General features: G+C 34.5%; 10 protein-coding genes. All 10 read left to right on the top strand.

The features are described from left to right. Positions 1–16: 16 nt before the first annotated feature. The 10 genes from rlmN (at position 17) to ACMHJ2_RS11560 (ending at position 12,624) form a co-directional block, all read left to right on the top strand. Positions 17–1,057, top strand: coding sequence for a 23S rRNA (adenine(2503)-C(2))-methyltransferase RlmN (gene rlmN, locus ACMHJ2_RS11605; protein WP_413513024.1), 1,041 nt, complete (start codon positions 17–19; stop codon positions 1,055–1,057). Positions 1,058–1,152: 95 nt separating this feature from the next. Continuing rightward, on the top strand, positions 1,153–2,133 hold the full coding sequence (locus tag ACMHJ2_RS11600) for a polyprenyl synthetase family protein (protein ID WP_413513023.1): 981 nt from the start codon (positions 1,153–1,155) through the stop codon (positions 2,131–2,133). Positions 2,134–2,559: 426 nt separating this feature from the next. Continuing rightward, complete coding sequence (locus tag ACMHJ2_RS11595) at positions 2,560–3,132, top strand: RNA polymerase sigma factor (protein ID WP_413513022.1); 573 nt, start codon at positions 2,560–2,562, stop codon at positions 3,130–3,132. After that, positions 3,114–3,746 carry a hypothetical protein gene (locus ACMHJ2_RS11590; RefSeq protein ID WP_413513021.1) on the top strand — a complete coding sequence of 211 codons (633 nt, stop codon included), beginning with the start codon at positions 3,114–3,116 and terminating at the stop codon, positions 3,744–3,746. Before ACMHJ2_RS11595 ends, ACMHJ2_RS11590 begins: the two co-directional genes overlap by 19 nt. Beyond that, positions 3,736–4,887: a hypothetical protein gene (locus tag ACMHJ2_RS11585; RefSeq protein WP_413513020.1), complete on the top strand. Its 1,152-nt coding sequence runs from the start codon at positions 3,736–3,738 to the stop codon at positions 4,885–4,887. The genes ACMHJ2_RS11590 and ACMHJ2_RS11585 overlap by 11 nt, the downstream gene beginning before the upstream one ends. A gap of 109 nt (positions 4,888–4,996) precedes the next feature. Beyond that, the gene (gene dnaG / locus ACMHJ2_RS11580) at positions 4,997–6,973 is read left to right on the top strand and encodes a DNA primase (protein ID WP_413513019.1); all 1,977 of its coding nucleotides are present in this window, start codon (positions 4,997–4,999) and stop codon (positions 6,971–6,973) included. Between the two features lie 483 nt (positions 6,974–7,456). Next, positions 7,457–8,866 (top strand): aspartate ammonia-lyase, encoded by a 1,410-nt coding sequence (aspA, locus tag ACMHJ2_RS11575; RefSeq protein WP_413513018.1) that lies wholly within the window; start codon positions 7,457–7,459, stop codon positions 8,864–8,866. Between the two features lie 15 nt (positions 8,867–8,881). Next, a complete protein-coding gene (locus ACMHJ2_RS11570) occupies positions 8,882–9,952 on the top strand; it encodes a type II asparaginase (RefSeq protein ID WP_413513017.1) in 1,071 nt (356 codons plus the stop codon). A 117-nt stretch (positions 9,953–10,069) separates the two neighbouring features. Beyond that, entirely contained in the window at positions 10,070–11,422 is a 1,353-nt protein-coding gene (locus ACMHJ2_RS11565) for an anaerobic C4-dicarboxylate transporter family protein (protein ID WP_413513016.1), read from the top strand. A 29-nt stretch (positions 11,423–11,451) separates the two neighbouring features. Next, positions 11,452–12,624 carry a porin gene (locus tag ACMHJ2_RS11560; RefSeq protein ID WP_413513015.1) on the top strand — a complete coding sequence of 391 codons (1,173 nt, stop codon included), beginning with the start codon at positions 11,452–11,454 and terminating at the stop codon, positions 12,622–12,624. The last annotated feature ends 257 nt before the right edge of the window (positions 12,625–12,881 follow it).

The following is a 12,881-nucleotide window of genomic DNA, read 5'->3' as shown; positions in this document are numbered from 1 at the left end:
AAAGTAAATTTGCACCATGCAAGTAGAGAAAAAAGACATAAGAAGTTTATCGAAAGAGCAATTGAGAGATTTTTTTATTTCTCAAGGAGATAAATCATTTAGAGGAAATCAGGTGTACGAGTGGTTATGGAGTAAAGGAGCTCATTCTTTTGAAGATATGAGTAATCTCTCTAAATCAACGCGTCAAATGTTGGAAGATCACTTTGTAATTAATCATATTCAAGTGGATAATATGCAAATTAGTTCGGATGGAACTATTAAAAATGGCGTAAAATTACACGATGGATTAATTGTAGAGTCGGTATTAATTCCAACAGAAACCCGTACTACTGCTTGTGTTTCTTCTCAAGTAGGTTGTAGTTTGGACTGTGAGTTTTGTGCTACGGCACAATTAAAACGCATGCGTAACTTAAATCCAGATGAAATTTACGATCAAGTTATGACCATCGATCAACAAAGCCGTAAAAATCACGGACGTCCTTTATCCAACATTGTATTTATGGGGATGGGTGAGCCTTTGATGAATTACAACAATGTTCAAGCGGCAATCGAAAAAATTACCTCAGACGAAGGATTGGGGATGTCACCTAAACGCATTACCGTTTCTACGTCGGGAATTCCAAAAATGATTAAAAAACTAGCAGATGACCAGGTGAAATTCAAATTAGCAGTTTCCCTACACTCCGCGATTGAAGAAACGCGCAATCGAATCATGCCTTTTTCTAAAAACTTTCCTTTGACTGATTTACGCGATGCACTACAATATTGGTACAGCAAAACAAAAAGCAGAATCACTTTCGAATATATCGTGTGGAAGGGAATTAATGATGATAAAGCTTCGATTGATGCCCTTGTCAAATTCTGTAAGCAAATGCCAAGTAAAGTAAATTTGATTGAATACAACCCTATTGATGATGGCGAATTTCAACAAGCCGATGATCAAGCTATAAAAAACTATATAAAAGCCTTAGAAAGCAATGATATTACGGTAGTCGTAAGACGCAGTAGAGGAAAAGATATTGATGCAGCTTGTGGTCAATTAGCTAATAAATCTTAAGTACTATACACTAAATGAAAGAAAGTGTTTTTTTATTCTGAGGATATGCGTTAGAATTGTAGGGTATCACATAAAAAGTCCTAAATTTGTTTAGAATGAACATTGTACAGCAAATACAGGAACCGATAAAGACGGAAATGGAACTCTTTGAAAAGAAGTTCCATAAGTCAATGGCAACAAAAGTTGCTCTTTTAAACCGAATTACTTACTATATTGTAAATCGCAAAGGAAAACAAATGCGTCCTATGTTTGTCTTTCTCGTTGCAAAAATGGTTCACGAGGGGGAAGTCAATGAGCGTACCTATCGCGGTGCTTCTGTGATTGAACTTATTCACACCGCTACCTTAGTACACGACGATGTGGTAGATGATAGCAATAAACGCCGAGGTTTCTTTTCGTTAAATGCCTTGTGGAAAAATAAAATTGCCGTTCTTGTAGGGGATTATTTACTTTCAAAAGGACTTTTACTTTCTATTGATAACGGAGATTTTGATTTATTGCGTATTATCTCAGTAGCGGTACGAGAGATGAGTGAGGGTGAATTATTGCAAATAGAAAAAGCACGTCGATTAGATATTACGGAAGAGATTTATTATGAAATTATTCGCCAAAAAACGGCTACACTTATTGCCGCTTGTTGTGCTTTAGGCGCTGCATCTGTTCAACCGGATAAAACAGAGTTAATCGAAAAAATGCGCAAATTTGGAGAAGTCATAGGAATGGCCTTTCAAATTAAAGATGATTTGTTTGATTATACGGATGGACCAATAGGCAAGCCTACAGGAATTGATATTAAAGAACAAAAAATGACACTTCCGCTTATTTATGTTCTTAATACGGCCTCTAAAGAAAAGCGCAAATGGTTAATTAATTCTGTAAAAAATCACAATGAAGATAAGCGAAGAGTAAAAGAAGTAATTGATTATGTGAAAGAAGCGGGTGGCTTGACCTATGCTACGCAAAAAATGGTAGCCTATCAAGAAGAAGCTCTCGTATTATTAGAAGATTTTCCAACCTCTCCTTTTAAAGAAGCGTTGATTACTATGGTGAACTACGTAATCGAACGCAAAAAATAAAATAAAAAAATAGTTGTACTCGCACTATGTTTTTAGCTCTGTTGATTAAGTTCTAGGAATAATCAACAGGTTTAAATTGTACAGAAACCTCCAAATATGGAGGTTTTCTTGTTTTGGGCACTTTCTGAGTACACCTAAAATAACATTTTAGGGATTTGATGCGCGCTATTAGAGTTAGGTTTACCTTGTAAAACCTATAATAGAAAAAAAAACAAAAAAAAATCACTTTTCATCCCAACCTTTTTACTACTTGTTGCGTCTATGTAATAGATGAACCAAAAATCAACCCATTATGAAAGGATTATTACTACTTATTATTAGTTTGGTCGATGCCATTCTCTCTTTTGTGATTCAATTTTTAGCATAATTTATTCAAACGCGAGTTTTAAGAAATTAAAATTTAGAAATTAGCGAAACCAAATTAACATGAAATTGATACGATTATATCCTAAAAAACTGGACGACTACATCGACGATCTTCGGCGTGAAAAACGAACTGCCCAGCAGGAGGTATATCAATTGCTGTCTGGGAAGATGTTGAGCGTATGCAGACAATACATTCAGGATGTACACTATGCAGAAGATGTTATGGTAACTGCGTTTATGAAAGTATTTACGGGAATGAATAAATACGAAAGTAAAGGAAGTTTTGAAGGATGGATTAGACGTATTATGGTCAATGAATCAATCTCATTTCTCAGAACACAAAAACAGCTAACCTACTTAGAGGATGATTTTGCTTATATAGAAGATGCAAAAGAAGAATATGCGTGCGATCTTTCTCTGGCAGATATTCAGTTGATGATTGATCAATTACCAGAAGGATGTAAAACAATATTTAACTTATATGTAATAGAAGAATATAAACATCAAGAAATTGCAACGCTACTCCAAATTAACGAAGGAACGTCTAAATCACAACTCGCACAAGCACGCAAGTTATTACAACAACAATTAGGGAATTTAAAAAATAAAGGTTTATGGAATGGAGTAAAATAGAACAAAACTGGAAAAAGCAAGCAGAAGAACGTGCGATTGCTCCTTCAGAAGCAGCCTGGAATAAATTGTCTAAGCAATTGGATGACCGCAATAAGAAAATAAAAAGATTGAACTATACAAAATGGATGGGATTAGCCGCTTGTTTAGTGGTAGGCGGAATCTTAGGACTACTATTTTTAAAGACAGACAAAACAATACAGTTGCCAACGACTGACTTTTTAATGCAAGAAAAACAACTAACGATAGAGGAAACTCGTCCACAAGAAATACAAAAAGGAGCAGAAGAAACGGATAAAGGAGTTACAAAACTCATTCCAATTACGGTTTCAAAGCAAGGAATTGTAGAAAGAAGTAGTAGAGACAAACAAGCTGCGCTTGCAGAAATTCAAATTCCACTACAAGTTCAATACAAAAAAGAGCGTATTGATTCACTTGTTATTGATGAAATTTGGGTGAGAAAACCGCAAAAGAAAATTATAGTCGACAGTGATAATCTTTTAGATCAAGTAGAAGGTGAGATTGAAATTGAATATAGAGAAACAAAAGTAAAAAAAATTATAGATACGGCTAGAAAAGCAGTAGTAGACTTATCAGATAGTAGATATGAAAAATAAGATAAAATATATAGGCCTGTGCTTTTCTCTTTTGTGTGTTGGACACACTTATGCACAAATTACTGTAATTCGTGAAAGTGAAAAAATAGAAGAGAAAGATCAGGTTTCAAAAAAAGCAGAGGCGTCGTTGAAGAATTTTGATTATAAGGTTAGTCAGATTTCAGTTGAAATTCAAAATACAACGGTAAAAGAAAAAGAGCAGTTAAGAATAAAAGTTGATTCTATCAATAATTTAGTAGATACCCATGTGATGCTTGAAGAAGTAGGGCAAAAATGGAAAAGTCAATATGCAAAAGAAACTTCACAACGCATTGAAAAAGAGGTCGCCCGAATGCAAGATAGCTTGACAAATGCCGTACAAAGTCGAGTGAATTATGCTATGAGATATGGCGAATATCTCAAAGTAGCGGATACGACAAAAAGAATAGCAAGTATTCTAATCGGAAAGCCTCAAGAGTATTATAAAGAGGAGGATAAAACGTATACCAGTGAAAAAAGAACCACGTTTCGTTTAGGTATTGTTTATGGGATGAGCAATCTAGCTACTGAAGGGGCTTTTGCTAATTCAGATATTCGCTATATCCCATCTAATTTTTTTCAAGGAGGATTCTATTTAAAAACGCGTTTATTAAAGAATAATAGCTTGTTGTATTTGCGTTACGGTATTGTTGGAGAATCAAATAATTTAAAATCTTCGGGACATCGCTATTTTGAAGTACAAAAAGGAGAAACCGTATTAGTAGAACATGAAAAGAACTTGCGTAAATCGAGATTGGCTATTGCTAGTTTTCAGATTCCTGTTTATTTAGAATTTGATTTCACCAAACCGAAGATTGACGAAAAAACAGGCAAAAAATATTTTAGGAGTGAGGATTCTTGGCGAGCGGGAATTGGTGGATATGTAAATATCTCCAATAATAAAAGCAAAGGACATCAAGTATATCGCTATAGAGAAGATGGCGTGCAATATCGAGTAGATGAAAAAGGAGATTTGGGAATTAATAAAACGCGATTTGGAGTTGGTACTTTTATCGGCTATGGTTCTTGGGCTTTGCAATTCCAATATGAACTAACACCTTTCTTTAAAAACAATAGTGTGAAACAAAATATGTGGTCACTGGGGATACGAGCTGATATATAATGCACCAAATGTTAAGAACAGAGGATTTACCCAATCATTTACAAACCAATAGAAGTTGTTTTACCATAAAGCAACTTCTTTTTTTATCTTTGTGGAACAAAAGTAAATTATGATTTCCAAAAATACCATTGATACTGTTTTTGATACTGCTCGTGTAGAGGAGGTAATTGGCGATTTCGTCAACCTAAAAAAAGCAGGGGCTAATTACAGAGGTTTGAGTCCTTTTGTAAATGAAAAATCGCCTTCTTTTATGGTATCACCAGTAAAGCAAATTTGGAAAGACTTTAGTTCGGGTAAAGGTGGAAATGCCATCAGCTTTCTTATGGAGCACGAGCATTTTTCTTATCCCGAAGCCATTCGCTATTTAGCAAAAAAATACGGTATTGAAATAGAAGAAACGGAACAAAGCGATGAAGAAAAACAACAACTCAATGAAAAGGAAAGCATGTTCATCGTTTCAGAATTTGCAAAGAATTACTTTGAGCGTATTTTAGTAGAAACCGAAGAAGGAAAAGCAATTGGGTTGTCTTATTTTAAAGAAAGAGGATTTACTTCAGACACCATTAAAAATTTTGGATTAGGCTACTCACCCGATAAATGGGATGCTTTTACGGAAGAGGCTTTAAAAAAAGGATATTCACTTGAATATCTAGAGAAAACGGGAATGACGATTGTTAAGGATGACAAGCGTTTTGACCGATTTAAAGGACGCGTAATGTTTCCAATCCAAAGTATGTCAGGGCGTGTTTTGGGTTTTGGGGGACGTATTCTAACCAATGATAAAAAAGCAGCCAAATACCTCAATTCACCAGAAAGTGATATCTATCACAAGAGTAAGGTGTTATACGGAATCTCTCATGCTAAACAAGAAATTGCCAAAAAGGATAACTGTTTCTTAGTAGAAGGATATACAGATGTGATTCAAATGCATCAAACAGGAATTAAAAATGTTGTAGCTTCTTCTGGAACGGCATTAACACCTGATCAAATTCGACTAATTAGTCGCTTGACACAAAATATTACTATGCTTTTTGATGGGGATGCTGCGGGAATTAGAGCCTCTTTTCGAGGGGTAGATTTAATTCTAGAGGCGGGAATGAATGTGCGTATTTGTTCACTACCAGATGGAGAAGATCCTGATAGCTTTGCGCGTAAACATACTTTAGAAGAATTAGAAGCCTATTTTGAAACCAATGCCACTGACTTCATCCGTTTCAAAGCCAATGCTTTGATGGAAGAGGTGAAAGGTGATCCAATCAAAAAAGCAGATATTATTCGTGATATGGTGACGAGTATCTCCAAAATACCGGATCCAATTAAAAGAGAGATTTACATTCAGGAGTGTTCTCGTATCATGGATATCTCAGAAGAGGTAATCTTTAGTTCATTGGCGCAGATTAGCAAGAAAGAGTTAGCAGATGCCAATAAAAAGTTCAGCCAAGAACGCAAGCAAATGGAGGTGGCGCATGCAGAAAAGCAAACCCCAAATAGAGCGGTTGATGCTTTATTCTTATTAGAACAGCGAATTATCGAAATTTTATTGTTGTATGGCAATGAAGAAGAACAATTTATTGAATTGATATTTGAAACGAACGAAGAGAATGAAGTGGTGGAGGTAGAACACAAAGCGGTGCAAAAAGTTTATGAAAAAATCTATTTAAGCCTGCAAGAAGATGAGGTTCAGTTAACAAATCCCATTTTTAAAAAGTTGTATAAGGATATTATGGACTATTACCACAATAGTGTTTGGAGTTTAGAAGATTATCTCAAGCGATTAGATAAGGAATTATCTGGAGAAGTCACTACCATATTAATGGAGGAGGAAAAGGAAAATCTTCACAAATGGGAGTCGCAGAATATTTTTGTTAAGCAGAAAAAAGATGGAATTGCACAATACACAACAGAAACGATCTTGACGTTGCGTATGTACTTAGTGAATTCCATTATCGAAAAGTATAAAAGTAAATTAACAGGGGTAGAACAAGAGCGCGCTTTTGAGATACTCGGTATTATTATTGATTACTCTACGTTGATGAATACTTTTTCCAAACGATTAGGACAAGTTACCACGCGATTTAGAATTTAAAAAAAGTCTCATTTATTTATGAGACTTTTTTTTGGACTCTTGTCTCGTCCTGAAATAATAAGACATCCAATTTTGAGGAATTTTAAAGAAGATATTTTTTTAAAAAATATCCTTTTTGATTTAAAAAATGCGAATTATATTATTTTTATAATATGGTATGCTAAAAGAAAATACGAACGGTATTTTTTTATATATTTGATTAGTCATTTGTGCTTTTTTTAAGATTCTGAACAATAGTATGGATGAATTTTAGATTCTTTTTGAATATTGTTTTTATTTGTTAAAGAGAAACAAACTCTTTTATTGTGATTTATTTAATAAAGCGTTTTTAATCTCATTAATATAAGTAAAAAAAATAAAACAAATCCCATGTTTTTATCATAGTCTATTTTTTTTTCTAGTCGTAATTTTGATTTATAAAAGAAATAAAAGCGCTGGCAGTAGTTAGGTTAAGCGAATAATATAATATAAAAATTTAATAATATGAAAGATACAAGAAGAGAACACGATTTTTTAGGTGAATTAGATATTCCAAATGATAAATATTACGGTGTTCAAACATTGCGCGCAGTTGAAAATTTTACAATCACTGGAATCACTTTGAGCCAAGAAAAAGGATTGATCAAAGCTTTAGGAGAAGTTAAAAAAGCGGCAGCATTAGCGAATAAAGATTGTGGCGTTTTAGATCCGAAAGTGGCAGATGCTATTTGTTTTGCTTGTGATCAAGTAATTGCAGGAAAATACGACGATCAATTCGTAAGTGATTTAATTCAAGGTGGTGCGGGTACATCGGTAAATATGAATGCCAATGAAGTAATCGCCAACGTAGCTTTGGAACATTTAGGACACAAAAAAGGAGAATACCAATATGTACATCCTAACAATCATGTAAACTGTTCTCAATCAACAAATGATGCTTATCCAACAGCATTTAGATTGGCTCTATATTACAAATTAGACAGTTTTTGTCAAATTATTTTAAACTTAGAAAAAGCATTTTCAGCAAAAGGAGAGCAATTTAAAACGGTACTGAAAATGGGACGTACGCAATTGCAAGATGCTGTACCTATGACTTTAGGACAAGAGTTTCACGCTTTTTCTACAACGGTTGGAGAAGATTTATTGCGCTTGCGCGAAGCACAACGCCTGATCTTAGAAGTAAATATGGGAGCAACCGCTATTGGTACTAAAGTAAATGCTCCAGAAGGATATCCTGAATTATGTGTAAGTTATTTAGCAAAAGAAACAGGATTGCCTTTAGTTTTATCTCCTGATTTAATTGAAGCTACGAGTGATACTGGAGCGTATGTACAAATTATGAGTACAATTAAACGCGCAGCGATTAAAATTTCAAAAATATGTAACGATTTGCGTTTATTAAGTTCAGGCCCTCGCACTGGATTTAACGAAATCAATCTTCCTGCACGTCAACCAGGATCATCTATTATGCCAGGAAAAGTAAATCCAGTTATTCCAGAAGTAGTAAATCAAACGTGTTTCTATGTTATTGGACAGGATTTAACGGTAACAATGGCTGCAGAAGCGGGTCAATTGCAATTAAACGTAATGGAACCAGTGATCGGATTTGCTTTATTTACTTCACTGGAATATTTAGGTAATAGTGTGAATACTTTAATTGAAAAGTGTATTGTCGATATTACAGCTAATGAAGAACATTGTGCAAATTTAGTAATGAATAGTATTGGTATTGTAACGCAGTTAAACCCAATCTTAGGCTATGAAGCTTGTGCAAGTGTAGCAGGTGAAGCGTTGTTATCAGGTAAAAGTGTACACCAAATTGTTGTGGAAGAAAGAAAACTTATTACACAAGCAAAATGGGATGAAGTGTATTCTTTAGAGAATCTAATTCACCCAAAATTAATTGTATCCTAAATCAAATCCCCTACTATGAGAAAGATTATCAATGTATTGTTTGCTGTATTACTTGTTTTTCAGGTACAAGCACAAACCAAAAAAAATAATCAAGTAACCAAAGAATTACCTCGTGTAATTATTTTAGCAACCGGCGGAACAATTGCGGGTGCGGGTGAATCTTCTACCAAAGCAGCTTATACTGCTGGTAAAGTGCCAATTGACGATTTGCTAAATGCAGTTCCTCAAATGCATGATTTCGCTAAAATCAAAGGTGAACAAATTGCCCAAATCGGAAGTCAAGATATGAATGTGGATACTTGGTTAAAGTTAAGTAATCGCATCAATGAGATTTTTGAGAAAAATGAGGCTGACGGTGTTGTTGTAACACATGGAACAGATACACAAGAAGAAACGGCTTATTTTTTAGAGCTAACAGTTAAATCATCTAAACCTGTTGTACTTGTAGGAGCAATGCGTCCTTCAACAGCAATGAGCCAAGATGGAAATAGAAATCTATTAGATGCTGTTATGGTTGCCGCTTCTCCCAATAGTAAAGAAGTTGGCGTAGTTACTGCCATGAATGAAGAAGTATATGCAGCAAGAGATGTTACAAAAACGGTAACAACAAATATGGCGACCTTCAAATCTAGAAATTTTGGTCCTATTGGATTAATCTATGATGGAAAAGTAACATATTATTATAAAACACTTCGCTCACCAGAACAAAAATTCGATATCAAAGGGTTGAAAAAACTTCCACAAGTAGAAATTATCTACGGGTATGCAGATGCGAGTCCAAAAGCAGTTAATGCTTCTGTAGAAGAAGGTGCGAAAGGAATTGTATATGCTGGAATGGGAAATGGTAACTTCAACGCTCCAGTTGGTGAAGCCTTAGAAAATGCAGCAAAAAAAGGAGTGGTAGTTTGTAGATCTGCAAGAGCAGGCTCAGGAAGAGTAACATTGTTTAATGAAATAGATGACAAGGCACTCGGATTTATAGTTGCAGATGATTTAAATCCGCAAAAAGCACGAGTTCTATTGATGCTTGCTTTGACTAAAACAAGCAATCAACAAGAATTACAAGAACTATTCTTTACGTATTAAAGTTCATAGATATTCGTCTATAAGAAAAATAATGAAAGGGAGCAAATGAAACAAAATAGTTGTTTGCTCCCTTTTTTGTGCCTATAGGTGAGTATCCTAATCATAAAATCGAGTTTTATGTTATTGATTCAATTTGCAATTTTAATTGCCATGATATTAATCGGTTCCCAAATGAAAGGAATCGGATTAGGAGTAATGGGGATGGTCGGCTTGTTAATATTTGTTTTCATATTCAATATGAAACCTGGAGACCCACCTATTGATGTAATGTTAGTGATTATGGCTATCGTTTCTACAGCAGCTACGTTACAAGCTTGTGGAGGATTAGACTATTTAGTGCGATTAGCAGAAAAAGTAATCCGCAGTAATCCATCTAATATTGTTTTTATCGCACCGTTTACGGTATACTTTTTCTGTCTATTTGCAGGAACAGCGCACTTGCTATATTCTTTGCTACCTATTATTGCTGAGGTTGCAACAAAAAAGAGAATTCGACCTGAACGTCCTTTGAGTGTGTCTGTGATTGCGTCACATTTAGCTATTACAGGAAGTCCAATGAGTGCGGCAACGGCAGCTTTTGCTGGAGCTAGTATTTTAGCATACCCAGGAGCCTTAATTGACATTATGAAAATTTGTATCCCAGCTTGTTTAGTAGGTATACTTATTACTTGTTTAGTTGTGTTGCGTAAAGGAAAAGAACTAAATGATGATCCAATTTTTATCGAAAAAATGAAAGACCCTGAGTTTGCCAAAAGCTTAGACTCTGATGAAGATGCAAGTGGGAATCAAAAACCATTGAAAAAAGGAGCAAAAATATCTGTAGTAATCTTTGGTATTGCTGTTTTATTGATTGTTGTTGCAGGAGCTTTTCCACATCTTTTACCGCAATTCGAACCAGGTGCAGCTAGTTTAGTAGTGAAAGCAAATGGTGAACTTCAAATGGTGAGTGTAATCAGTATGATTACTTTAACAGCATCTGCTTTAATGATGTTAATTACAAAAACAAGTGCTATTGATGTAACGAAAGTGAGCTTGTTCTCTTCTATGGCTACTGCAGTAGTTTCTGTCTTTGGTGTAGTTTGGATGAGCGCAACATTTATGTCGCATAATGAAGTAGCAATTAAAGGTTTCCTTAGTGATATTGTAACCCTATATCCGTGGACTTTTGCTATTGCCGTTTTTATTTTGGGTGCATTGATGTTCAGTCAAGCCGCAACAACCAAAACGATGATGCCTCTAGGTATGGCTTTAGGAGTTTCAAACCCAGCTTTAATAGCAATTTTTCCTGCTGTAAATTCAGATTTCGTTTTGCCAGGGTATCCAACGCTATTAGCAGCCATCAATTTTGATCGAACAGGAAGTACGAAAATCGGAAAATTTGTAGTCAATCACAGTTTTATGATTCCTGGAATAGTAGCTATTGTCGTTGCTATTGCAACAGGTTTCTTGTTAGGATCCTTTTTACTTTAGTACACGTACACCTTAATACACATACAGCTATGAAAAGAATTATTATAATCCTCATGTTAGTTGTGCAAGGCGGAATGTTTGCACAAGAAACACAAACAAGTGTTGATTCACTCTCGACCCCCTTAATACCAGTTGAGAAAATTGATTTATTGAAAAACGTTGATCTAATCTTTAATATGCATTTTGCCAATGATAACTTTTTTCACGATGGGAAATTTCAAGAGTCAGAATTTAGTAATAACCAATTTAGATTAGAAATTAAAGGAAAAATTCACGAAAAAGTTTATTTTCGTTTTAGAGATCGCTATACGAAAAGTACAGATCCTGGAAGTAGAGATAATATTAGCCGTTCTACAGATATGGCTTATATAGGTGTTTTATTATCTCCTAAAACACAGTTGAACTTAGGTAAAATGAGTGCAGATTGGGGAGGATATGAATTTGATTTGAATCCAATCGATATTTTAGAATATAACGATATCCTTGAATATGCAGATAATTTCTTAACAGGGGTGGGAATAACACATCAGGTTTCGAAAAATCACGCTTTTGGTTTACAAGTTTTAAATTCGCGTGTTTCAAATTTTGAAGACGTATATAAAGGACAGATGCCAGAAGGAATTGAAAAATCAAAAGCTCCAATGGCTATTGTAACAAATTGGAGAGGTAGTTTCTTTGGTGGGAAATTTGAAACTATTTATAGTTACAGCTATTTTCAAGAAGCTAAAGATCGTGGGATGAATTATTATTCTTTAGGTAATAAATACCAAGATGGTAAATTTAAATTCATGTACGATTTTAAATATAGCAATGAAGGACTAGATAGAAAAGGTATTATTACAGGTATGCTTCCTGGTGATGAGGTTGCTGTACAACAAAATGTATCTTATTTGGAAAACTGGATTAAAGCAGAGTATTTAGTCGCTCCAAAGTTTAATGTAACGTTGACTTTAATGAGTAATAATGCATATGCTAAAAATTTGGTATCCGAAAATAGTGGTGTTAGTCATATTCGTTCTAGTTATGGATTTATTCCTACAGTAGAATATTTGCCATTTAAAAATATGAATATTCGCTTCTACGCATCCTATGTTGGTAGATATTATAATTATTCAGGTTATGCTAAAGAGCATTTAGGACAAGAAAATTACAATACAGGAAGATTAAGTGTTGGTTTTATTGCTCCTTTACTGATTTTTTAATAGATATATTTGAGTTTAGAAGAGAGGTTGTCGGTAGACAGCCTCTTTTTTTATAGCCTTATATAAAAGGTGAAAAAGCTTAAATGCTTGGCGTTGAGTGTTTAAATAAAAACCAGTAAAAAAGGCATAAATCTACCTAAAACTCAGTATTGCATCAAAAAGCGGGTCTTCTTTTGAATAAAGTGTAGTTTGGGGTATAGTTTTCAAAAATAATTTCATTTGTAATGGGTTTCCTATTAGACAGTTGGCTAAAAAGT

It is taken from the genome of Myroides odoratus (genome assembly GCF_965118575.1).
GTDB classification, from domain to species: Bacteria; Bacteroidota; Bacteroidia; order Flavobacteriales; family Flavobacteriaceae; genus Flavobacterium; species Flavobacterium odoratum_B.
The sequence above is the reverse complement of the archived record's forward strand: the minus strand, read 5'-3'. Positions and strand labels throughout refer to the sequence as shown.